The sequence below is a fragment of the Azonexus sp. genome (assembly GCF_041909095.1).
Lineage (GTDB): Bacteria > Pseudomonadota > Gammaproteobacteria > Burkholderiales > Rhodocyclaceae > Azonexus.
Genome location: NZ_JAYREB010000001.1, coordinates 385,000 through 405,693, shown reverse-complemented (window position 1 = coordinate 405,693; position 20,694 = coordinate 385,000). Strand labels below are relative to the sequence as shown.

Annotated in this window: 24 protein-coding genes and 1 other RNA gene; 13 read left to right on the top strand and 12 right to left on the bottom strand. The window is 65.6% G+C overall.

What is annotated here, in order from left to right; translation table 11 throughout:
• Positions 1-73: 73 nt before the first annotated feature.
• The 6 genes from ACE3OV_RS02050 to ACE3OV_RS02025 form a co-directional block, all read right to left on the bottom strand.
• Positions 74-640, bottom strand: a complete 567-nt coding sequence (locus ACE3OV_RS02050; protein WP_374324524.1) for a hypothetical protein — start codon at positions 638-640, stop codon at positions 74-76.
• Between the two features lie 86 nt (positions 641-726).
• On the bottom strand, positions 727-2,427 hold the full coding sequence (locus ACE3OV_RS02045) for a TrkA family potassium uptake protein (protein WP_374324522.1): 1,701 nt from the start codon (positions 2,425-2,427) through the stop codon (positions 727-729).
• Between the two features lie 13 nt (positions 2,428-2,440).
• Positions 2,441-2,824 (bottom strand): DUF6394 family protein, encoded by a 384-nt coding sequence (locus ACE3OV_RS02040; protein ID WP_374324520.1) that lies wholly within the window; start codon positions 2,822-2,824, stop codon positions 2,441-2,443.
• Between the two features lie 33 nt (positions 2,825-2,857).
• Positions 2,858-3,520, bottom strand: coding sequence for a BON domain-containing protein (locus tag ACE3OV_RS02035; RefSeq protein WP_374324518.1), 663 nt, complete (start codon positions 3,518-3,520; stop codon positions 2,858-2,860).
• Between the two features lies 1 nt (position 3,521).
• Complete coding sequence (locus tag ACE3OV_RS02030; RefSeq protein WP_374324516.1) at positions 3,522-4,112, bottom strand: phosphoheptose isomerase; 591 nt, start codon at positions 4,110-4,112, stop codon at positions 3,522-3,524.
• Between the two features lie 63 nt (positions 4,113-4,175).
• On the bottom strand, positions 4,176-4,538 hold the full coding sequence (locus ACE3OV_RS02025) for a YraN family protein (RefSeq protein WP_374324514.1): 363 nt from the start codon (positions 4,536-4,538) through the stop codon (positions 4,176-4,178).
• Between the two features lie 8 nt (positions 4,539-4,546).
• Here ACE3OV_RS02025 and rsmI point away from each other — a divergent pair, with 8 nt between their 5' ends.
• The 5 genes from rsmI (at position 4,547) to ACE3OV_RS02000 (ending at position 9,134) form a co-directional block, all read left to right on the top strand.
• A complete protein-coding gene (rsmI, locus tag ACE3OV_RS02020) occupies positions 4,547-5,392 on the top strand; it encodes a 16S rRNA (cytidine(1402)-2'-O)-methyltransferase (RefSeq protein ID WP_374324512.1) in 846 nt (281 codons plus the stop codon).
• A 93-nt stretch (positions 5,393-5,485) separates the two neighbouring features.
• Positions 5,486-6,601 carry a glycosyltransferase gene (locus tag ACE3OV_RS02015; RefSeq protein WP_374324510.1) on the top strand — a complete coding sequence of 372 codons (1,116 nt, stop codon included), beginning with the start codon at positions 5,486-5,488 and terminating at the stop codon, positions 6,599-6,601.
• Positions 6,598-7,572, top strand: a complete 975-nt coding sequence (locus ACE3OV_RS02010) for a phosphatase domain-containing protein (protein WP_374324507.1) — start codon at positions 6,598-6,600, stop codon at positions 7,570-7,572. Before ACE3OV_RS02015 ends, ACE3OV_RS02010 begins: the two co-directional genes overlap by 4 nt.
• A 78-nt stretch (positions 7,573-7,650) precedes the next feature.
• The gene (gene pyrC / locus ACE3OV_RS02005; RefSeq protein WP_374324505.1) at positions 7,651-8,682 is read left to right on the top strand and encodes a dihydroorotase; all 1,032 of its coding nucleotides are present in this window, start codon (positions 7,651-7,653) and stop codon (positions 8,680-8,682) included.
• A gap of 11 nt (positions 8,683-8,693) precedes the next feature.
• Positions 8,694-9,134, top strand: a complete 441-nt coding sequence (locus ACE3OV_RS02000) for a hypothetical protein (protein WP_374324502.1) — start codon at positions 8,694-8,696, stop codon at positions 9,132-9,134.
• An 18-nt stretch (positions 9,135-9,152) separates the two neighbouring features.
• Here ACE3OV_RS02000 and infA read toward each other — a convergent pair whose 3' ends face one another.
• The 3 genes from infA to leuA all read right to left on the bottom strand — a co-directional run bounded on the left by infA (position 9,153) and on the right by leuA (position 12,288).
• On the bottom strand, positions 9,153-9,419 hold the full coding sequence (infA, locus tag ACE3OV_RS01995) for a translation initiation factor IF-1 (RefSeq protein WP_374324500.1): 267 nt from the start codon (positions 9,417-9,419) through the stop codon (positions 9,153-9,155).
• A 13-nt stretch (positions 9,420-9,432) separates the two neighbouring features.
• Positions 9,433-10,329, bottom strand: a complete 897-nt coding sequence (locus ACE3OV_RS01990; RefSeq protein ID WP_374324498.1) for a transglutaminase family protein — start codon at positions 10,327-10,329, stop codon at positions 9,433-9,435.
• A 276-nt stretch (positions 10,330-10,605) separates the two neighbouring features.
• Positions 10,606-12,288, bottom strand: a complete 1,683-nt coding sequence (leuA, locus tag ACE3OV_RS01985; protein ID WP_374324496.1) for a 2-isopropylmalate synthase — start codon at positions 12,286-12,288, stop codon at positions 10,606-10,608.
• A 132-nt stretch (positions 12,289-12,420) separates the two neighbouring features.
• Here leuA and ACE3OV_RS01980 point away from each other — a divergent pair, with 132 nt between their 5' ends.
• From ACE3OV_RS01980 to rnpB, 3 genes are all read left to right on the top strand, one after another.
• Positions 12,421-12,885, top strand: a complete 465-nt coding sequence (locus ACE3OV_RS01980) for an Lrp/AsnC family transcriptional regulator (protein WP_374326216.1) — start codon at positions 12,421-12,423, stop codon at positions 12,883-12,885.
• 56 nt (positions 12,886-12,941) lie between these two features.
• Positions 12,942-13,118, top strand: a complete 177-nt coding sequence (locus ACE3OV_RS01975) for a hypothetical protein (RefSeq protein WP_374324494.1) — start codon at positions 12,942-12,944, stop codon at positions 13,116-13,118.
• Between the two features lie 29 nt (positions 13,119-13,147).
• An RNA gene (gene rnpB / locus ACE3OV_RS01970) (RNase P RNA component class A) lies at positions 13,148-13,529 on the top strand.
• Positions 13,530-13,542: 13 nt separating this feature from the next.
• Here the strand turns inward: rnpB and ACE3OV_RS01965 are convergent.
• Positions 13,543-14,727, bottom strand: a complete 1,185-nt coding sequence (locus tag ACE3OV_RS01965) for a VWA domain-containing protein (RefSeq protein ID WP_374324492.1) — start codon at positions 14,725-14,727, stop codon at positions 13,543-13,545.
• A 7-nt stretch (positions 14,728-14,734) separates the two neighbouring features.
• Positions 14,735-15,580 (bottom strand): AAA family ATPase, encoded by an 846-nt coding sequence (locus ACE3OV_RS01960; RefSeq protein ID WP_374324490.1) that lies wholly within the window; start codon positions 15,578-15,580, stop codon positions 14,735-14,737.
• A gap of 64 nt (positions 15,581-15,644) precedes the next feature.
• Here ACE3OV_RS01960 and ACE3OV_RS01955 point away from each other — a divergent pair, with 64 nt between their 5' ends.
• Entirely contained in the window at positions 15,645-16,778 is a 1,134-nt protein-coding gene (locus ACE3OV_RS01955; RefSeq protein WP_374324488.1) for a methyltransferase, read from the top strand.
• Between the two features lie 55 nt (positions 16,779-16,833).
• Here the strand turns inward: ACE3OV_RS01955 and ahpC are convergent, their stop codons facing one another.
• A complete protein-coding gene (gene ahpC / locus ACE3OV_RS01950) occupies positions 16,834-17,397 on the bottom strand; it encodes an alkyl hydroperoxide reductase subunit C (RefSeq protein ID WP_374324486.1) in 564 nt (187 codons plus the stop codon).
• A 287-nt stretch (positions 17,398-17,684) separates the two neighbouring features.
• On the opposite strand from ahpC, the gene ACE3OV_RS01945 reads away from it, so the two are divergent.
• Genes ACE3OV_RS01945 through ACE3OV_RS01930 form a run of 4 tightly spaced genes read left to right on the top strand, consistent with a single transcriptional unit; the run spans position 17,685 to position 20,375 of the window.
• Complete coding sequence (locus ACE3OV_RS01945; protein ID WP_374324484.1) at positions 17,685-17,981, top strand: HU family DNA-binding protein; 297 nt, start codon at positions 17,685-17,687, stop codon at positions 17,979-17,981.
• A 58-nt stretch (positions 17,982-18,039) separates the two neighbouring features.
• Entirely contained in the window at positions 18,040-18,438 is a 399-nt protein-coding gene (locus ACE3OV_RS01940; protein ID WP_374324482.1) for a hypothetical protein, read from the top strand.
• Between the two features lie 30 nt (positions 18,439-18,468).
• On the top strand, positions 18,469-19,632 hold the full coding sequence (locus ACE3OV_RS01935; RefSeq protein ID WP_374324480.1) for a UbiH/UbiF family hydroxylase: 1,164 nt from the start codon (positions 18,469-18,471) through the stop codon (positions 19,630-19,632).
• Between the two features lie 11 nt (positions 19,633-19,643).
• Positions 19,644-20,375, top strand: coding sequence for a DsbC family protein (locus ACE3OV_RS01930; protein ID WP_374324478.1), 732 nt, complete (start codon positions 19,644-19,646; stop codon positions 20,373-20,375).
• Positions 20,376-20,694: the final 319 nt, after the last annotated feature.

Below are 20,694 nucleotides of genomic sequence, written 5' to 3'. Positions count from 1 at the left end.
CGTGTGGTAATGGAAGAAGAGGGCGGGAAAATCGGGAGGCAGCCCGTCTGCTGCTCCCGATTGGTTTCCTGCGTCAGTAACTGCCGATGACGATGCGCTGCTTTGCCAGCAGGCGGTTTTCTTCGCCTTCCTTCCTGGCCTTGTAAACCGCTTTGACTTCAGCGACATATTTGTGACCGCGACCACCGGAACACGGGGCAAGGTAACCTTGGGATGCGTATTGTCCGGAAGAGAGCGCCTTCGCCTCGATGAATGCGCCGTTCGGCATCGCCGTCGAGTAGCCGGGAACGGCGGGCAGGACGGCCTTGTTTCCGCCGTTGTGCCAGTAGCCGATCTTGCCGTGGCCGCCGCCGCTGGACAGTGGTCCGTAGTCGAGGTCGTTGTATTCGACGATGATGGCGTTGGCGCCCGCCGGAATGTTCTCGACGACGAAGGAGGGGCTTTCGTCCTGGCCTCCAAAGTTCGAGCATTGCTTGCCGGCAGGAACAGCGCCGCCAGTCCAGGTGGGATCGGCAAACGACACTTTCAGCTCGGGCAGGTTTTCCGCCACCGGCTTGTAATTGCCGCCGGTGACGCAAGCGCCGAGCGTCAGGGCCAGGCTTGCTACAGCTACTGCGATACGCATGTCGATTCCTTTCATGATTGTTGGCCCGGCTTCAGCGCCATCCGGTGCTGGCGAGCGATGCGAAGTGCGATTCTAGTCGAACACCTTTCTATGCACACGCCCTAAGGCAAGGGGCGCTTGCGTGGGGTGAGGATGCGCCACAGCGCACCGGACGGGCGGGTTTCGCCGTCGAGTACGTAGGCCAGTTCGTTCAGGTTCTGCAGCGCCAGTTCGAGGCGGCGGCGGGCGCCGAGGTGGCTGGCGAGGAGCAGGTGGTCACCGGCGTTGAGTTCGAAGTCGTCGTCCGGCAGCAGGTGGATGCGGTCGCTGCGGTCGATCAGCAACACGGACAGGGGCAGGGCGCTGGCGCGGTCGTTGGCGTCGCGCAGAATGTCGCCGAGGCGGAAGGGGCGGCCGTGCATCAGCGCCTGGCGGGCGGCCGGCGCTTCGCTGGCGTTGAGGCGGATGCTCCACACGGTCGGTGTGCGGTCGCCGCCGATTGCCTGTAGGCGGCCGGCCAGGTCGCGGCACCAGGCTTCGTCGCGGCGCTTGAGTTCGCCCAGAAAACGGGCGAGCAGCGGCGTGGTCAGGATGGCGATGCTTTCGTGGGCGACGATGTGGCTCGGCACCATCGCGAATTCCGGGCCATAGGCCTGAAACAGTGCGTTGTTGGCGGCCTGGTTCTGGCGCGTGACGACGAACAGCGCTGGTTTCAGTTCGCTGGCGGTGACGGCGATCGACAGGTTGTTCACGTCGTTGTCGCTGCCGGCGATGATGCCGACCGCCTGCTCGATGCCGGCCGCGCGCAGGGTGGCGGCTTCGGTGCCGTCGCCGACAACATGCTCGTCGCCGGTGGCGCCGTTGGGTTCGACGATGGTCAGGGTGAGCCCGGCCTCGCGCAGGCGGGCGGCGACCGCCTGGCCGAAGCGGCCGTAGCCGCAGACGATCCAGTGGCCGCGCGGCGGCCGGTGCGGTTGTGGCAGCGGCGAACCGGGCAGGCTGGTCAGCAGTTCGACGAGGCGGAAGCGTTCGGGGGCGGTGATCGCCTGGCCGAGGTGGTCGGCGAAGCGCTCGAAGGGGTTGATGATGTGGTCGGTGCCGAACGAAGCCATGTTGGCGGCAACCGACTGGCTGCGGGCGCGGGCGATCACCGGCAGCTTGGGGGCGAGCAGGCGGACGGCGATGGCGATCGCCAGGTTGGCCAGTTCGTCGTTGGTCACCGCCAGCACGCCGCGGCATTTCGGGTGCTGCAGGCCGGCCAGCAGCAGGTTGTCGGGCAGGCTGGCGTCGGCGGCCAGGGCCGGGGTGTCGGTCTTGAAGTCGAGGAGGTCGAGTTCCTCGACGCGCAGTTCGTCCTTTTCGATGACGACGAAGGCCTGGCCGATGCGGTCGAAGTTCTGGCAGATCAGGCTGCCGGTCTCGCCGCAGCCGCAGACCAGGTAGAACGGCTCCTTGAGCCGGCGGACCCGGCGCATGAAGCGGTTGGCGGTCAGCGTGTTCTGGAAGCCCTTGTCCTGCAGCAGCGCGATCAGCGTCACCAGCGAATACGACCAGCCGACCACCGACAGGTAGATGCAGACGATGACCCAGAAGCGCTGGGCGTCGGAGAAGGCGTTCGGAATCTCGCCGAAGCCGATGGTGGTCGCCGTGTAGCTGATGAAGTAGAAGGCGTGGAAGAAGGAGAGCGGCGGCGCCGGCCGGCCTTCGGCGTCGACACCGGGAACCAGCGTCAGGCCGACCACCGAGATCGCGTAGATGACGATCAGCGCGATGATCGGCGCGCGCATGCGCCGCAGGACCAGGAAGAAGGTGCTGTTGTTCACCGTCGGCTCCGCGTCAGCGGCGCAGCATCACGGTTTCGACGATGAGCAGGATGACCGAGACGATGTTGGCGAACAGCGCGCCGCCGGAGAGCGAAACGACGCTCGAAGTCACCGAGGCGGTCATGCCCTCGCCGGTGACATGCACCGCAATGCCCCAGGTGACGGCGGCGGCGATCAACTGCAGGTCGGCGACCAGGCTGGTCGCCAGGTGGATGGCGCCGATCTGCGTGCGGTCGCCGAACTTGAGCGCGGTGGCGATCAGGCTGACGACCAGCGCCGCCGCCAGTTCATAGACGTGATGCAACTCGGGGCGGTCGATGTCGCCGAGGAAGAAGCCGAAGTTGAGCGTCGCCGCGAGGACGATGAAGAAACCGAAAACGACTTTTTCGAGGTTCATGTTGAGCTCCGGGCGGCGGCGATCAGTCCGGCGTCAGCGGGTTTCCACCGGCGCCTGGCTGGCCGGCGGCGCCTTGCGGCTGCCCAGCGCTTGCTCGTCGAGGCGGCGAATGTCTTCGTCGGGGAGGACTTCGAGCAGGTTGATCACCTTGCGCACGCCGGCGGTGGTGCGGGCGACGGCGACGGCGACCTTGGCTTCGCGCTCGTTGACCAGGCCCATCAGGTAGGTGGCGCCGTTTTCGGTGACGACCTTGATGTGGTTGGCGGAAATCTGGTTGCTGTCGACCAGGCGGGCCTTGACCTTGGAGTCGATGAAGCTGTCGTTGCTGCGGTTGACCAGCGTTGCCTTGGCGCCGATCGTCAGTTCGTCGTAGACCTCGCGCACGCCTTCGAGCTTGCGCGCTTCGGCGACAACGGTGGCCTTGGCTTCGGCGTTCGGGACTTCGCCGCTGATCAGCAGGCGGCGGTTGTACGAGGTGAAGTTGATCCGCGAGGCGGCCTTGATGTGCTCGGGAACGCGGCCGGCGGCGCGCCATTCGGTGGTTTCGTCGTCGGTCTGGGTGCCGGTGCTGCGACGGTCGTGGATGCTCATCACGCCGACCGCGGCGCCGGTGGCGACGACGGCGGGAACGCAGCCCTGTAGCGCGGGCAGCGCCAGGGCGAGGGCAAGCAGGGAAAGGGGTAGGGTCTTTTTCATGTCATTCGACTCCGAGAAGCAGTGCGTCGATACCGTCGCACAGGCAGTGGATGATCAGCAGGTGGGTTTCCTGGATGCGCGCGGTACGGTCGGCCGGCACGCAGAGGTGGATGTCGTCGTCGCGCAGCAGTTCGCCGATTTCGCCGCCGCCCTTGCCGGTCAGCGCGATGACGCGCAGGTCGTGTTCGTGGGCGGCCTTGATCGCTTCGATGACGTTGCCGGAATTGCCCGAGGTGGAGATCGCCAGCAGCACGTCGCCGGCGTGGCCGAGGGCGCGCACCTGTTTGGCGAAGATGTGGGCGAAACCGTAGTCGTTGCCGACCGCGGTCAGGATCGAACTGTCGGTGGACAGGGCGATTGCCGCCAGTTCCTGGCGCTCGGCCTCGAAACGGCCGACCAGTTCGGCGGCGAAGTGCTGGGCGTCGGCCGCCGAACCGCCGTTGCCGCAGGCGAGGATCTTGCCGCCTTCGAGCAGGGCGCCGGTCAGCGTCTCGATGGCGGCGGCGATCGGCGCCGACAGCGCATCGACGGCGTTGAGCTTGGTCTGGGCGCTGTCCTCGAAGTGCTGGGCGACGCGGGCAATCAAATCCATGGAACGGCTTCTTTCAAATGATCGGCTCATGATTTTACCTCAGCGTGCCGTGGCGGCGTCGCCTCAATGCTCGGCGGCAAAGGCGTTGCGCAGCCAGCGCAGGCGGCCATCGTCGATCAGCACGCAGTCGAAGCGGCAGGCGCATTCGCCGTGGCGGGCCAGCCAGTGGCGGGCGGCGAGGACGATGCGGCCCTGCTTGAAGGCGTCGATGCTGGCGCCGGCGTCGCCGAAATCGCTGCGGCTGCGGGCGCGGACCTCGACGAAGACGACGGTCGGCCCGTCCTGCATGATCAGGTCGATCTCGCCGCCGCGTACCCGGAAGTTGCGTTCGCGCAGGCGCAGGCCGTGCTCCGCCAGGTAGGCTGCTGCCTCGCTCTCGGCTTCGCGGCCGCGGGCGACGGTGGTATCGTTGGTTTTTGCCTGCATCGCTGAAAATGACAAACGAATTGATCGCGGCATTGTACGTCGTGCCGACGCCGCTGGGGAACCTCGGCGACCTGACGCGGCGGGCCGAGGAAGTCCTGCGCACCGTGTCCTGGGTCGCCTGCGAGGACACCCGGCACAGCGCACCGCTGTTGAAACAGCTCGGCGCCCGCGCCCGGACGCTGCCGGCGCACCAGCACAACGAACACGAAGCCGCCGCCCGCATCGTCGCCAAGCTGCAGGCCGGCGAGGCCGTCGCCCTGGTCTCGGACGCCGGTACGCCGGGCATTTCCGATCCCGGCGCGCGCATCGTCGCCGCCGTCCGCGCTGCCGGTGGCAAGGTCGTGCCGCTGCCCGGCCCGTGCGCGGCAACCACCGCCTTGTCCGCCGCCGGCCTGATCGACGAACATTTCCTGTTCTACGGCTTCCTGCCGAGCAAGGCCGGTCAGCGTCAGCAGGCGCTCGCGGCGCTCGCCGCCCATCCTTACGCGCTGGTCTTCTACGAGGCGCCGCACCGCGTCCTCGAGACTGTCGCCGAGATGGCCGTCGCCTTCGGTGAGCGCACGCTGGTCGTCGCCCGCGAACTGACCAAGCTGTTCGAGAACGTCGATGCCCTGCCGCTCGCCGCCGCCCTCGACTGGTTCAAGGCCGATCCCAACCGCCAGCGCGGCGAGTTCGTGCTGATCGTCTCCGGTGCGCCGGCCGACGCCGCCAGCGGCGAGGGTGAGCGCGTCCTGCGCCTGCTGCTCGACGAAGGCCTCGGCACCAAACAGGCGGCCAAGCTGGCGGCGGCGATCAGCGGCGAAGCGAAGAACGCCCTCTACGAGCGTGCGCTGGCGCTGAAGGCGACGGACTGAGCGGTTTATTCCGGCTGCATTGACAGGGCGCGGCGGCGACTGCCAGAATCGGCCGCTCTCCCGACCGCCGCCGGCTGCTCCGGCCTCCAACGCATGCGCATCCTCGTCCTCAGTGTTTCCGCCGGCGCCGGCCATGTCCGCGCCGCGCAATCAATCTGTGCTGCCGGCGAGGCAGTGCCGGGGCTGGAACTGATCCATCTCGACGTGCTCGACCTGGTCTCCGATGGCTTCCGCAAGTTCTACGGCAGCGCCTATATCAAGCTGGTCGAGAAGGCGCCGCAGCTCTGGGCCTATCTCTACGAACGTACCGATCATCCGCCGAGCAGTTCCTGGCTGGATTCGGCGCGGCGCCACATCGAACGCCTCAACACCCGCCGTCTCGACGCGGAGATCGCCCGCGTCGTGCCCGATGCCATCGTGTGCACGCATTTCCTGCCGGCCGAACTGCTGTCGCGGCGGATCGCCGGCGGCCAGCCGACGCCGCCGGTGTGGATCAACGTCACCGATTTCGACGTCCACGGCCTGTGGCTGCAGCCGCACATCGCCGGTTATTGCGTCGCCACCGAGGAAGTCGCCGTGCGTCTCGCCGCCCGCGGCATCCCGGAGCAGCAAATCCACGTCACCGGGATCGCCATCATGCCGCAGTTCGCCAACCCGCCGGCGCGGGCGACGGCGGCTGCCGAACTCGGCCTCGACCCGGAACGCCCGACCCTGCTGCTGATGTCCGGCGGCGCCGGTGTCGGCGGCATCGACCGCCTGGCCGAGCAGGTGGCGCTGGCTTTCCCGGCGGTACAGATCGTCGCCCTGGCCGGGCGCAACGCGGACCTGTTGCGCCGTCTCGGTGAAGTCGCCGCCCGTCATCCGGGGCGCGTTTACCCGCAGGGCTTCACTTCGACCATCGAGCGCGTGATGGCGGCGGCCGATCTGGCGATCACCAAGCCCGGCGGCCTGACCACCTCGGAATGCCTGGCCATGCGCCTGCCGATGATCGTCGTCTCGCCGATTCCCGGCCAGGAAGAGCGCAATGCCGACACCTTGCTGGAAGCCGGTTGCGCGCTGAAGGCAGTCGATAGCGCGGCGCTGGTTTACAAGATTCGCCGCCTGCTCGACGATCCCGCACGGCTCGCCCGCATGCGCGAGTGCCAGGGACAACTGGCCCGCCCGCAGGCGGCAGGTGCCATTGTCGACCTGCTGCGGGCGGCGCCGTGAAGCTCTCGATGGCGACCTGCGGGCGCCGTGTCGGCAGGTTCTCCAGCGCGTTTTTCCTGGCGCTGGCGTGCGCTCAGCCGGTGGCGGCCGGGGCGGACCGGGTCAGCGTCTATCCGGCCTACGGCGACGGCGTGTCGATGATCCTCGAGGGGCGCGTCGTCGAAAGGCGCGACGGCCCGTCGGCGGCCGTCGACGATGCCGGGCTGCGCAATCTCTGGCGCAATTTGCGGCTCTGGATCAATGACGAACGCAAGCAGGCGCCGGTCGACCTGACGGTCGGTGAACTCTCGCTGCAGACGCGTACCGATGACGAGGGGTATTTCAAGGTGCAGGCGGCGCACGCCTTGACCGCGGGCTGGCACGAGATCGCCGCCGGCAGCAGGCACGGCACCGGGCACGGTCGCCTGCTGGTGGTGCCGCAGGCTAACCGGCTGGGGATGATTTCCGACCTCGACGACACCATCCTGGTCTCCGAGGTGACCAGCAAGCCCCGCCTGCTGGCCAACAGTTTCCTGAAGAATCCGACGCAGCGCCAGGCGGTGCCCGGCATGGCGGCGCTTTACGCGCGGACGCTGGCTGCCAACCCGCAGCCGGCGAGCGCGCCGCTGTTCTACCTGTCGGCGTCGCCGCGCCAACTGCACGAGCCGATCGATGAATTCCTGGACGGCAATGGTTTTCCTGCCGGCGTGCTGATCACCAAGCGGGTCACCGACGACGCCAGCAGCGATCCCCTGTTCGACCAGTTCGCCTACAAGACGCGGCAGATCGAGGCCATCCTCGAACGCCTGCCCTGGGTACGCTTCATCCTGGTCGGCGACGACGGCGAGCGCGATCCGGAAATCTACGACTGGGTGCGCCGTCGCCATCCCGAACGGGTCGCCGAAATCTGGATTCGCCGCGTCCGGGGAGACGGCGGGGCGCCGCTGCCGCCGGGACAGAAGGCACTGGCGACGGTGCTGGCCGGGCGATAGACGGGACCGGCGGCGCAATCGGCCGCCGTCGCTAGTGTGTGGCGCTGCTAAAATTGCGCAAACCACCGAGAGAGCCCCATGCAACTGACCCTCATCCGTCCCGACGACTGGCACCTCCACCTGCGCGACGGCGAAGCGCTCGCCGCCGTGCTGCCACATACCGCCCGCCAGTTCGGCCGGGCCATCGTCATGCCCAACCTGAAGCCGCCGGTGACCACGGTCGAACTGGCCGCCGCCTACCGCGACCGCATCCTCGCCGCGCTGCCGGCCGGCATGGCTTTCACGCCATTGATGACGCTCTATCTCACCGACAACACGCAACCGGCCGAGATCGCCAAGGCGGCGGCGTCCGGCTTCGTCAAGGCGGTCAAGCTCTACCCGGCCGGCGCGACGACCAATTCCGACGCCGGCCTGAGCGCCATCGAGAAAGCCTACGACGTGCTCGCCGAGATGGAGCGCGTCGGCCTGCCGCTGCTCGTGCATGGCGAAGTGACCGATCCGGCGATCGACCTGTTCGACCGAGAGAAGGTCTTCATCGACACCGTGCTGCTGCCGCTGACGCAACGCTTCCCGCAACTCAAGGTGGTGATGGAGCACATCACGACCAGGGACGCCGCCGAGTTCGTCGCTTCGTCCGCCGCCAATGTTGCGGCGACGATCACCGTCCATCACCTGCTCTACAACCGCAACGCGATTTTCCAGGGCGGCGTGCGTCCGCACTGGTACTGCCTGCCGGTGTTGAAGCGTGAGGTTCACCGCCAGGCGCTGGTGGCTGCAGCGATTTCCGGCAACCCGAAATTCTTCCTCGGCACCGATTCGGCGCCGCACGCCAAGGGCGCCAAGGAAGCCGCCTGCGGCTGCGCCGGCTGCTATACGGCGTATGCCGCGATCGAGTTGTACGCCGATGCCTTCGAGCAAGCCGGCGCACTCGACAAGCTGGAAGGTTTTGCCAGTTGTTACGGTGCGGATTGGTACGGCCTGCCGCGCAACACCGAGACGATCACGCTGGTCAAGGAGACATGGACGGTGCCGGCGAGCTATCCTTACCTCAGTACCGACGACATCGTGCCGCTACGCGCGGGCGAGTCGCTGACCTGGAAAATGCGCTGAGGAATCCGATCATGCGTCTGCGTGTCCTGCTGCTCGCCCTGTTTGCCGCGCCCCTGCTGAGCGCCTGTGTCGACGATCGTGCCTCGTGGCAGATCGACGGCACGCGTGAACACACGCTGACGCTGGTGCGCGAGCAGCCGCTGTTCTGGGACAAGAAGGTCAATCTCTACCTGGTCGTCTCGCGCATGCCGGCGTGCACCCGCCGCCACAGCCTGGGGTGGGGTACCGACAAGACGCGGGTGACGATCTACCAGGTGCCGTCCGGCGCCTTCATCGTCCAGGTCGGCAAGCGCATGTATGCGACGGAGTCGCAGACCTGCGAGGCTTGGGCGCGACTGGAAGAGGAACCGGCGGATGGCATGGGCGAAATGCGCGGGGTTTTCCGCGTGCGCAATGGCGAACTCGCCTTCGTCGCCGAGAAGCCCGAGGCGGCCGGCGACGAGGAAGAGTAGCGGGATGCCCGGCGCGGCTTAGTGCCGGCGGCGGGGTGGCGGCGGGGCGCTGCTGCCGCTGCGGGTTTCCAGGTGGCGGAAGGTGATCCGGCCCTTGCTCAGGTCGTAGGGCGACAGTTCCAGGCTGACCTTGTCGCCGAGCAGGATGCGGATGTGGTGCTTCTTCATCTTGCCGGCAGTGTAGGCGACCATCTGGTGGCCGTTTTCCAGGGTGACGCGGAAGCGTCCATCGGGTAGCACGTCTTCGACGACGCCTTGCATTTCAAGTAGTTCTTCCTTGGCCAAGCGGTATTCTCCTTCAATGGGTTGCGCAGCCGGGCTGCGTTGCGGCCGGGGTATCGGTCGACAGGGCTTGTGGACAGCGCTGCGGGATTTGCCAGGGCTGCCCGGATTCGGTAAGGGCGCTGATCGAAATCAGCGGCGGCGGCGAGCTGACGCTGCCGAAAATCGTTGCGTAGGAAACGTCGGCCGCGTCGCGGCCGGTGCCGATGCGCACGAAGCCCATCGGAATCGCGGTCCCCGAGGGGTCGAAGATGTACCAGCGCTGGTCGAGGAAGACCTCGACGTAGGCGTGGAAATCGGTCGGCCCGAGCGCCGGGTCGGCGCCGTAGTCGATGCCGGTGGTGAAGCGTGCCGGAATGCTCAGGGCGCGGCAGATGGCGATCATCAGGTGGGCGAAGTCGCGGCAGACGCCGACGCGCTCGGTCAGCGTGTCGACCGCCGAGGTGGTCGAACTGCTGGTTGCCGAGCGGAAGGCGACGTGGCGGTTGACCCAGTTGCAGATCGCTTCAACGCGGCGGTAGCCCTTGGGTAGATGGCCGAATTCGCTGATCGCCAGCATCGCCAGACGGTCGGACTGGCAATAGCGGCTCGGATAGATGTAGGTCAGTGCCGACAGCGGCAACTGGCTGACCGGGGTTTCCGGGATGCGGTCGGGGTCGCCGAGATGCTGGTCGATGTCGAGCGTTGCCCGGTAGGCGACGTGCAGCGCGCCGCTGGCGACATGCAGGCGCAGGAAACGGGCGGCGGTATGGGGCTCGGTCTCGATCGTCGAGGCGAGTTGCGGCGGCAGCAGCAGGCTTTCGCTGACGATGCGCTGGCTGGCGGTGCGGGCGGCGTGGATGTTGAAGACAAAATCGGCGCCGGGAGAATTCAGGGTGTAGTCGAGGTCGATCGCAAACTGTATGCGAACCATGCAATTCCAGAATGTGCAGCGCGCCGTGCTGGCCGGTTCAGGCTGCGCGGACGGGCGGTGGGACGGCGCTTTGCAACGGGGAAATGGGCGATTCGGCTTGCCGTGGCCTCGTGTGGCGAAGGCGGCAGGGGGGACGGCATTTACGCGGGCAGAACGATGACGATGCGGCCTGACGGTCGCAAGGGAAGTCGCATCTTACGCCGCTGCCGGCGACCTGACAAGGAAAGTCCCGGAAATTCAGGCGCTTGCCAGGTTGCTGGCAAGCGCCTGGCCGGCTCAGGCGGCGGCGTCGAGGGCCTGGACGCCGAGCCGGTTGATGCCGCTGATCAGCGCCTTGATCGAGGCGGTGACGATATTGCTGTCGATGCCGACCCCGTAGCGTTCGCCGCGACCGTTGGCCGCCATTTCGATGAAGGCGACGGCGCGGGCGTTGCCGTCCTCGCCCATCGGCACCATCGAGCGTTCCTCGTAGCTGCGCACCTGGGCCTGGATGCCGGCGCCCTGCAAGGCGTGCATCGCGGCGTTGATCGGGCCGTTGCCTTCGCCGCTCAGGATATGGGGCGTGCCGCCGATGTCGACCGTGAGGCGGATGCCCTGCTGGCTGCCATGTTCGAACAGGTGGTGTTCGCGGTAGCGGACCGGCGTTTCGGCGTCGAGGTAGGCGCCGGCGAAGAGACGCCAGAGGTCGTCGGCGTTGACCTCGCCGCCGTGGGTGTCGGTGTGCTTCTGGACGACGCCGGAGAACTCGACCTGGAGGCGGCGCGGCATCACCACGCCGTGCTCGGTCTCCATCAAATAGGCGATGCCGCCCTTGCCCGACTGGCTGTTGACGCGGATTACCGAATCGTAGGAGCGGCCGACGTCGGCCGGGTCGATCGGGAGGTAGGGCACTGACCAGGTCTCACCCGCCTTTTGAGCGGCAAACCCCTTCTTGATGGCGTCCTGGTGGGAACCGGAGAAGGCCGTGAAAACGAGATCCCCGACGTAGGGGTGGCGCGGATGGATCGGGAGCTGGGTGCAGTGTTCGTAAGTGCGGGCGACGGCGTTGATGTCGGAGAAGTCGAGTTGTGGATCGACGCCCTGGGTGTGCATGTTGAGCGCGAGCGTCACCAGGTCGACGTTGCCGGTGCGCTCGCCGTTGCCGAAGAGGCAGCCCTCGACGCGGTCGGCGCCGGCCATGAGGCCGAGTTCGGCGGCGGCGACGGCGGTGCCGCGGTCGTTGTGCGGATGGAGGCTGATGATCACGCTGTCGCGGCGTTCGAGATTGCGGTGCATCCACTCGATTTGGTCGGCGTAGATGTTCGGCGTGGCAATCTCGACCGTGGTCGGCAAGTTGAGGATGACCTTGTTGTCCGGCGTCGCGCCCCAGGCGGCGGTGACCGCGTCGCAGACTTCCTTGGCGAAATCGAGCTCGGTGGCGGTGAACAATTCCGGGCTGTATTCGAGGGTGATCTTCGTTTCCGGCATCTGCTCGGCGAGCGACTTGATCAACTTGACCGCGTCGACCGCCATGGTCACCACTTCGGCCTTGCTCATGCCGAAGACGAAGTCACGGAAAGTTGGGCAGGTGGCGTTATAGACGTGGACGATGGCCTGCTTGGCACCCTTGAGCGACTCGAAGGTGCGGCGAATGAGGTGTTCGCGTGCCTGGGTGAGGACTTCAATGGTGACGTCGTCGGGAACGTGGCCGCCTTCGATCAATTCGCGGACGAAGCCGTATTCGGTTTCCGACGCCGACGGGAAGGCGATCTCGATCTGCTTGAAGCCGATGGCGCAGAGCGTCTTGAACATCTGCATCTTCTTGTCGGCGTTCATCGGCTCGAACAAGGCCTGGTTGCCGTCGCGCAAATCGGTGCTCATCCAGATCGGCGCCTGGTCGATGAGGCGGTTCGGCCACTGGCGGTCGCTGAGGCCGACCGGCGGGAAGGACGTGTACTTGGTGGTTCTGGCTTGCGGCATTTGGCGACTCCGGAAATCTTTTGCGATGGCGAAATCTTACGCAATAGCGCGTGGCAGGTGCTTGCGTTCTATGGCATGATTTGAGGAAATATTGGCAGAAAATTGCGTAAAGGACTTGTTGTGGGCAATGGAATTCAAATGGACCGCTATGACCGGCAGATTCTCGCCCTGTTGCAGCAGGATGGGCGGATCAGCAACCAGGATCTCGCCGACCGTATCGGGCTCTCGCCGTCGCCTTGTCTGCGCCGGGTGCGGGCCCTTGAAGAGGCTGGCATCATCGCCGGTTACCGCGCCCAGCTCGACGCGAAGAAGCTGGGGCTGAGCCTGATGGCGTTGATCGGCATTTCGATGGACCAGCACACGCCGGAGCGCTTCGCCAACCTGGAGACGGCGATCGGCGGCATCCCGGAAGTCCTCGAATGCCTGCTGATCACCGGTCAGCAGTCCGACTACCAGTTGAAGGTCGTGGTGCGCGACATGGACGCCTACCAGGACCTGCTGCTCAACAAGATCACCCGCATCCCCGGGGTGACCGGCGTGCACACCAGTTTCGTGCTGCGCAAGGTGGTTGATCGCGCAGCCCTGCCGGTCGATTGAGCTCGTCTGCGAGCCCATGCTATTCTCATCACCTGACCATTTTCCCGTTGCCGGCCATGAAAAAGACTACCGAATCCGAACGTCGCCGCCTCGATCGCCGGCGCTCCCCCGTCACGCCGCCGCCCTTCCGGACGACCTCCGGGCTCGTGCTGGCTGAACGCCGGGCGCGGGTCGACCGGCGCAATACCTGGGTGCGCGACATCGTCGTCGAAACCGACGGCGAAACCAGCTAAGCCTCGATCCCACGTATAATCCGCCGCGGAAAGTCGGCCAGGCAATCGCTGGACACGCAAGTGTCGGGAGGAAAGTCCGGGCTCCATTGGGCAGGATGCCAGCTAACGGCTGGGTGCTATAAGTCGCAAGACCCAAGGCAACGGAAAGTGCAACAGAGAGTAGACCGCCGATGGCGTCGCAAGGCGCACAGGTAAGGGTGAAACGGCGAGGTAAGAGCTCACCGCGTCCACGGTAACGGCGGACGGCACGGTAAACCCCATCCGGAGCAAGACCAAATAGGGAAGCTGAGGCGTGGCCCGCGCTGCTTCCGGGTAGGTTGCTTGAGCCTGTCGGTGACGGCAGGCCTAGAGGAATGATTGCCGAACCTCGCAAGAGGGGAACAGAACCCGGCTTATCGGCCGGCTTTCCACCAGATTTCCTGCTTTAACCCCGTGCGCTGGCCAGCCGGCGCATCGCCCGCTCCAGGCCGTCGAGGGTGAGCGGGAACATGCGCTCGTCGCCGATCTGGCGGCGGATGGCAGCGATCGACGGCGTGTATTGCCAGTAAGCCTCGCCCACCGGGTTGAGCCAGGCGACGCGCGGCCAGGCGGCGACCAGGCGCTGCAGCCAGACGGCGCCGCTTTCCTCGTTCCAGTGTTCGACGCTGCCGCCCGGGTGGTCCACCTCGTAGGGGCTCATCGTCGCGTCGCCGACGAAGATCAGCGTGTAGTCGCGGCCGTAGGTGTGGATCAGGTCGAGTGTGGACAGGCGTTGGTCGTGGCGCCGCCGGTTGTCGCGCCAGACGTGCTCGTAGACGCAGTTGTGGAAGTAGAAGTGTTCGAGGTGCTTGAACTCGGCGCGGGCGGCCGAAAACAGTTCCTCGCAGACCTGGATGTGGTCGTCCATCGAGCCGCCGACGTCGAGGAAGAGCAGCACCTTGACCGCGTTGTGGCGCTCCGGCCGCAAGTGCAGGTCGAGCCAGCCGCCGTTGCGGGCAGTGCCGGCGATGGTGCCGTCGAGGTCGAGTTCGCTCGCCGCGCCCTGGCGGGCGAAGCGGCGCAGCCGACGCAGGGCGACCTTGATGTTGCGCGTGCCGAGTTCGACCTGGTCGTCGAGGTTGCGGTAGGCGCGCTGCTCCCAGACCTTGATCGCCGTCCGGTTGCCGGCAGAGTCGCCACCGATGCGCACGCCGGCCGGGTTGTAGCCGCCGTGGCCGAAGGGCGAGGTGCCGCCGGTGCCGATCCACTTGCTGCCGCCGGCGTGGCGTTCCTTCTGTTCGGCGAGGCGTTCGCGCAGGCGCTCGAAGATCTTCTCGTAGCTCAGTTGTTCGAGCTTTTTCCGTTCTTCTTCCGAGAGGTGGCGGCGCGCTGCCAGGCGCAGCCAGTCCTCGGGAATCTCGGCGTCGAGCCCTGGCAGTTGCTCGATGCCCTTGAAGTATTCGCCGAAAGCGCGGTCGAAGCGGTCGTAATGGCTTTCGTCCTTGACCAGCAGCGTGCGCGCGAGCAGGTAGAAGTCGTCGAGTGCCGGGCCGACCAGGCGCGCCTGCAGCGCTTCGAGCAGGGCCAGCAGTTCCTGCGTCGACACCGGAATCTGGCGCGCTTTCAGGTGCAGGAAAAAGTCGACCAGCATCGCTGGCTCAGGAGTTCTTGCGCCGGGCCATGAAGGCGAGCCGCTCGAACAGGTGGATGTCCTGCTCGTTCTTCAGCAGCGCGCCGTGCAGCGGCGGGATCGCGTCCTTCGCGTCCTTGGCACGCAGCGCCTCGGGCGGGATGTCCTCGGCCAGCAGCAGCTTGAGCCAGTCGATCAGTTCGCTGGTCGACGGTTTCTTCTTCAGGCCGGGCACCTCGCGCAGTTCGAAGAAGACCTCCAGCGCCTCGCGCAGCAGTTCCTGCTTGAGGGTCGGGAAATGCACGGCGACGATGCGCTGCATCGTCTCGCGGTCGGGGAACTTGATGTAGTGGAAGAAGCAGCGGCGCAGGAAGGCGTCGGGCAGTTCCTTCTCGTTGTTCGAGGTGATGACGATCAGCGGCCGGTGGCGGGCGCGGATCGTCTTCTGCAGCTCGTAGCAGTGGAACTCCATGCGATCCAGCTCGCGCAGCAGGTCGTTGGGGAATTCGATGTCGGCCTTGTCGATCTCGTCGATCAGCACCACCGACGGCGTTTCACACTCGAAGGCCTGCCACAGCACGCCGGGGACGATGTAGTGGGCGATGTCGGCGACGCGCGGGTCGCCCAGTTGCGAGTCGCGCAGGCGCGAGACGGCGTCGTATTCGTAAAGGCCCTGCTGCGCCTTGGTGGTCGACTTGATGTGCCACTGGAACAGCGGCAGGCCGAGCGCGCCGGCCACTTCTTCGGCGAGCAGGGTCTTGCCGGTGCCCGGCTCGCCCTTGATCAGCAGCGGTCGCTGCAGGGCGATGGCGGCATTGACGGCGAGGGTCAGGTCGCGCGGGGCGACGTAGGTTGCGGTGCCGGAAAAACGCATGGTCGGGCTCTTGCGGGTTGGGGTGCAAGGATTGTAAGGGCAAGCGGCTGGCCTACAATGCGCCATGTCCGAAATCAGCCCGCCCCGAATTTCCTGGTCCGATGCCGGCCGGCCGCGCAGCGCGCGCTGGCGTTCCGAAGCCGGCCTGCCACCGCCGGCTGCGGTCGACGTGGTCGACGAGTCGCTGTCCGCCGATGCCGCCTGGGCGCGGCTGCTGGCCGGCGAAACCCTGCTCTGGCGCGGCGACTGGCCCAGCGCCCGGCGCCTGCTGCAGGCGCTGACGCAACGCGCCGAGCGGCACTTCCGCTGCCAGCCGGCGGCGACGCCGTTGGAGACCTTTGCCCGCCATCGCACGATGCAGGGCCAGCGCGCCGCGCTGCTCGCCCGCCTGCTGGTGCCGCTCGGCCCCGATTACAAGCTGCCGCTGCGCCGCGCCCAGGACGTGCGCGATGCTTGCCGCGAAGCCTGGGGCAAACCGGATGGCAATAACAGCGTGGTGGCGCTGCGTGAACTGCTGGCCGTGGTCAGCGCCCACGAATGGCGCAAGAAGGGCGTCCCGGTGGCGGCAGTCGGCGGCAGCATCCACCCGCATTACGGCGTTTTCTCGCCGGTGCGCGGCGAGTACGTCGATCTGGTCGCGCAGGCGCCGCTGCCGGCGGGGTGCGACCTGGCCTTCGACATCGGCACCGGTTCCGGGGTGCTGGCGGCGGTGCTTGCTCGGCGCGGGCTGCCGGTTGTCGCCACCGACATGGCGCCGCGGGCGCTGGCCTGTGCGAAGGAAAACATCGACAGGCTCGGCTTGGGCGAACAGGTACGCATCGTCGAAGCCGACCTTTTTCCCGAAGGGCGGGCGCCGCTGGTTGTCTGCAATCCGCCCTGGCTGCCGGGGCAACCGACCTCGCCGGTCGAGTACGCGATCTACGACCCGGAGTCGCGCATGCTGCGCGGCTTCCTGGGTGGCCTGGCTGAACACCTGAGCCCGGGCGGCGAGGGCTGGCTGATCATGTCCGATCTGGCCGAACATCTCGGGCTGCGCGCGCCCGGCGAACTTGCCGGCTGGGTCGCCGACGCCGGCCTGCGCATTGCCGGTCGCCTCGACACCCGGCCGCGGCACGGCAAGGCGCAGGATCGCGACGATCCGCTGCACGCGGCGCGCGCCGCCGAAGTGACCTCGCTGTGGCGCCTGGTCGGCCAATGAAAAAAGACGGCCGGGCTGGCGCCGGGCCGTCTTCTGTTGCTGCAGGGGGCGGGATTTAGATCTTGCCGACCAGGTCGAGCGACGGCTTCAGGGTTTCGGCGCCTTCCTGCCACTTGGCCGGGCAGACTTCGCCCGGATGCGAGGCGACGTACTGGGCGGCCTTGACCTTGCGCAGCAGTTCGGAAGCATCACGGCCGATGCCCAGGTCGTGGATTTCAGCGACCTTGATCTCGCCTTCCGGATTGACGACGAAAGTGCCGCGCAGCGCCAGGCCTTCCGATTCGATCATGACGTCGAAGTTGCGGGTGACGGTGCCGGTCGGGTCGCCGAGCATCACGTACTGGATCTTCTTGATCGTGTCGGAAGCGTCGGCCCAGGCCTTGTGCGTGAAGTGGGTGTCGGTCGACACCGAATAGACTTCGACGCCCAGCTTCTGGAATTCGGGGTACAGATCGGCCATGTCGCCGAGTTCGGTCGGGCAGACGAAGGTGAAGTCGGCCGGGTAGAAGAAGAAGATCGACCACTTGCCCTTGAGATCGGCGTCGGAAACGGTGATGAACTTGCCGTTCTGGTAGGCCTGAACGGTGAAGGGCTTGATCTTGGTATTGATGATGGACATCGGTTTCTCCTTGAGGTTGGGTATGACGACGGGGGTGATCTTAGAACCCGGGTGGTGATTGTTCCAATTGATTGCTTAAATATAGTACATAGCTGGTTGCTATGTTTATCCATGGCTCTGTCAGGGGATTTTCCAGGAAACGTATCCTGCATGCAAAAATCCCTCTCGAATGGCGCAGATTAAGGCCGGGCGGCCAACACGAAGTGAAAAAGGTGTGCTACTTTAAGTCCGCTGCCGTTCCGACGGCCGGTTTTCTTAACTTGATTGGGTAACTAGGAGGCACTTAGATGAATAAATCCGAGCTGGTCGAAGTTGCTGCACAAGAAGCTGGTATTACCAAGGCGGCCGCGGACAAGGCACTGTCGGCCATCATCGGCGCGGTCGTCCAGGCTGTGGCCAAGGGCGAGTCGGTGACGCTCGTCGGTTTTGGTACGTTCAAGTCGGCGCCGCGCGCGGCCCGTACCGGCAAGAATCCGAAAACCGGTGCGACCCTGAAGATTCCGGCGACGACCGTGCCCAAGTTCACGGCCGGTACCGCATTCAAGGCGGCCGTTGCCCCGAAAAAAGGCGGCAAGAAAAAATAACCGAGCTCTCACCAAATGCGGGGGCCGTCATTGACGGACTCCGCTTTTTTACTTTGCGATGAACAATCCGAACAGCGATACCCAGATAGAAGAAATTGCGCCTGCCGTCGATGCCGAGCTTCCCGAGGCCGTCGTCGAAGAGCAGCCGCCCGAGTTCCAGCCGCTTGACCTGAAGCGCCGCTTGCGCGAACTGTTGTCGGTTCCCGAGCGTGACCGCAGCGATGAGCAGTGGGATGAAATCATCGAGCTGGAAATCCAGCTGGCGCCGGGCAACCGGATTTCTGGCAGCCCGCTGCCGGGCGGTGGTGGTGGCGGTCAGCCGCGCCATAACGCGCCGCGCCAGAGCAAGCCCGGCAATGCTGCTGCGCCGGCGGCACAGAAGAAGCATCGGCCCCGTTCGAAGAACAATCGCCGGCCGCGCCAGGGAGGCAAGCCCGGCGGTGGCGAAGCGGCGTGATCCGCGCCCTGACTCCCTGCCCGGGCAGGCATGCAGCATTTTGATCTGATCATTGTCGGTGGCGGCTTGGCTGGTGCCAGTCTGGCCGTAGCCCTGCGCGACAGTTCCCTGCGTATAGCGCTGGTCGAAGCCCAGCCGCCGCGTCGTCCGGAAGGCTGGGATGCGCGCATCTACGCCGTCAGTCCGGCCAATGTCGCCTTCCTTGACGCGATTGGCGCCTGGCGCCATCTCGATCAGCAGCGCATCGCGCCGATTGCGGCGATGAAGGTGTTCGGCGACGCCAGCGGTGCGCTTGAATTCTCCGCCTTCGAGACCGGGGTTGCCGATCTCGGGTGCATCCTCGAATCGTCGCTGGTCGCCTGCGAATTGTGGGAGGGTCTGAAGCGTCAGTCCAACCTGCAGCTGTTCGCCGGGCAGAAGCCGGCGGCGCTCGAATTTCGCGATGAAGTCGCGGTGTTGCGACTGGCCGATGGCGAAACCCTGTCGGCGGCGCTGCTGGTCGGCGCTGACGGGCGCGATTCCTGGGTTCGTGCAGCTGCCGGCCTGCCGGCGCACAACCGGCACTACGGCGAGAAAGGTGTCGTCGCCAACTTCGCGATCGCCCGGCCGCATCGCAACATCGCCTGGCAATGGTTCGGCGACGAGGGCGTGCTCGCTTACCTGCCCTTGGCCGGGCAGCGCATGTCTATCGTCTGGTCGGCGCCGGATGCGCTGGCCGACGAACTCTGCCAACTATCGCCCGAAGCGCTGTGCGAGCGCGTCGAGCGGGCGGGCCATGGTGTTCTCGGAAAGCTCGATCTGCTGACGCCGGCGCAGGCTTTCCCGCTGCGTCTGATGCGAGTGCCGGAAATCGTCGCCCGGCGTCTGGCGCTGGTCGGTGATGCCGGGCACGGCATCCATCCGCTGTCCGGGCATGGCATCAACCTCGGTTTTCAGGATGCGCAGGCGCTCGCCGAGCGTCTGCTGGCCGCCAGGGCCTGGGAGGACATCGGCGACTTGCGCTTCCTGCAGGGCTATCAGCGGGCGCGTCGCGAGGAAATCGCCCTGTTGCAGACGACGACCGATGCCTTGCGCCGTCTTTTTGCTGCGCCATCGCCGCTGTTGCGGCCCTTGCGCAATCTGGGGCTGAACTTTACGAACCGCTTGCCGGTCGCCAAGAGTGTCCTTGTTCGTTATGCCCTCGGGGGCTTCTAGGAGAGTTTTTTATGTTGTTGAAGGTTTGGTCCACCGTATTGCTCTTGCTGATCTCGACGGTCTGTTCGGCGACTGAAGCCGAAATCCAGAAGGCCATCGAGTCCCGGCTCGGGGTCAAGGTCGAAAGTGTGACCAAGGCTGGCTATTTCGGCTTGTATGAGATCTACGCCGACGGCAATCTCTTCTATACCGACGAGAAAGTCACGGCGATCCTGATCGGCGGTGACCTGATCCGCTCCCAGCATGCCCTCAACCTGGTTGACCTGAAGACCAACCGCAACATCACCGAGGAACGCTTGCGCAAGCTGACGGCGATCAAGTTCAGCGACCTGCCGCTTGATCGCGCGATCAAGCAGGTGCGCGGCGACGGCAAGAGGGTGCTGGCCACCTTCGAAGACCCCAATTGCGGCTACTGCAAGCGTCTGGCCAAGGACATGCAGAAGCTGGAAAACGTGACCATCTACACTTTCCTCTACCCCATCCTGTCCGAGGATTCGGCAAAGAAGTCGCGTCAGGTCTGGTGTTCCGCGGATCGAGCCAAGGCCTGGAACGACTGGATCATCGAAGGCAAGACGCCGGGGGGCAGGGATAACTGCGATACCTCGGCGATCAAGGGCAATCTCGAATTCGGGCGCCGCCTCAACATCACCGGCACGCCGACGATCATCTTCGCCGATGGCGAGCGGGTGCCGGGCGCGGTGCCGCTCAATGTGCTGGAGCAACGTCTGAACCAGCAGAAGTAAGGTATTTTCCGCCGCGCATTGGCGGACGCCGCAGACGGTACATGACTCCCCGAAAAGGGAGTGATGTACCGTTTTTTTCATGCGCCTTGGGCTGGCGCGAAATGTCATCGTGATGGTGCGGCGCGGTCTTGTAAAACTCCTAATGTTTAACTTTAACTAACGTTTTTCGTGCTTTGATTTTTAAGTGTTTTTTTAGCGTTTTTACCCAGCATTTTGTCTTCAAAAACCCCGGTAAGTCATTGTTGCGTAAGAAAAAATCCCCCGTTTTTCTATTGACGCCCATCGGTGCATGCTCTAAAGTGGGAAAACGTGTTGAAAA

Excerpts from the sequence above, each read along its gene's own strand:
- ACE3OV_RS01960 (WP_374324490.1), bottom strand. The coding sequence starts at position 15,580 with ATGCGTTTTTCCGGCACCGCAACCTACGTCGCCCCGCGCGACCTGACC.
- ACE3OV_RS02030 (WP_374324516.1), bottom strand. The coding sequence starts at position 4,112 with ATGGATTTGATTGCCCGCGTCGCCCAGCACTTCGAGGACAGCGCCCAG.
- ACE3OV_RS01990 (WP_374324498.1), bottom strand. The coding sequence starts at position 10,329 with ATGGTTCGCATACAGTTTGCGATCGACCTCGACTACACCCTGAATTCT.
- ACE3OV_RS01945 (WP_374324484.1), top strand. The coding sequence starts at position 17,685 with ATGAATAAATCCGAGCTGGTCGAAGTTGCTGCACAAGAAGCTGGTATT.
- ACE3OV_RS01940 (WP_374324482.1), top strand. The coding sequence starts at position 18,040 with ATGAACAATCCGAACAGCGATACCCAGATAGAAGAAATTGCGCCTGCC.
- ACE3OV_RS02050 (WP_374324524.1), bottom strand. The coding sequence starts at position 640 with ATGAAAGGAATCGACATGCGTATCGCAGTAGCTGTAGCAAGCCTGGCC.
- ahpC (WP_374324486.1), bottom strand. The coding sequence starts at position 17,397 with ATGTCCATCATCAATACCAAGATCAAGCCCTTCACCGTTCAGGCCTAC.
- leuA (WP_374324496.1), bottom strand. The coding sequence starts at position 12,288 with ATGCCGCAAGCCAGAACCACCAAGTACACGTCCTTCCCGCCGGTCGGC.
- ACE3OV_RS01955 (WP_374324488.1), top strand. The coding sequence starts at position 15,645 with ATGTCCGAAATCAGCCCGCCCCGAATTTCCTGGTCCGATGCCGGCCGG.
- ACE3OV_RS02000 (WP_374324502.1), top strand. The coding sequence starts at position 8,694 with ATGCGTCTGCGTGTCCTGCTGCTCGCCCTGTTTGCCGCGCCCCTGCTG.
- ACE3OV_RS02040 (WP_374324520.1), bottom strand. The coding sequence starts at position 2,824 with ATGAACCTCGAAAAAGTCGTTTTCGGTTTCTTCATCGTCCTCGCGGCG.
- ACE3OV_RS02015 (WP_374324510.1), top strand. The coding sequence starts at position 5,486 with ATGCGCATCCTCGTCCTCAGTGTTTCCGCCGGCGCCGGCCATGTCCGC.
- ACE3OV_RS01935 (WP_374324480.1), top strand. The coding sequence starts at position 18,469 with ATGCAGCATTTTGATCTGATCATTGTCGGTGGCGGCTTGGCTGGTGCC.
- ACE3OV_RS01965 (WP_374324492.1), bottom strand. The coding sequence starts at position 14,727 with ATGCTGGTCGACTTTTTCCTGCACCTGAAAGCGCGCCAGATTCCGGTG.
- ACE3OV_RS02025 (WP_374324514.1), bottom strand. The coding sequence starts at position 4,538 with ATGCAGGCAAAAACCAACGATACCACCGTCGCCCGCGGCCGCGAAGCC.
- ACE3OV_RS01930 (WP_374324478.1), top strand. The coding sequence starts at position 19,644 with ATGTTGTTGAAGGTTTGGTCCACCGTATTGCTCTTGCTGATCTCGACG.
- pyrC (WP_374324505.1), top strand. The coding sequence starts at position 7,651 with ATGCAACTGACCCTCATCCGTCCCGACGACTGGCACCTCCACCTGCGC.
- ACE3OV_RS02035 (WP_374324518.1), bottom strand. The coding sequence starts at position 3,520 with ATGAAAAAGACCCTACCCCTTTCCCTGCTTGCCCTCGCCCTGGCGCTG.
- ACE3OV_RS01975 (WP_374324494.1), top strand. The coding sequence starts at position 12,942 with ATGAAAAAGACTACCGAATCCGAACGTCGCCGCCTCGATCGCCGGCGC.
- rsmI (WP_374324512.1), top strand. The coding sequence starts at position 4,547 with ATGACAAACGAATTGATCGCGGCATTGTACGTCGTGCCGACGCCGCTG.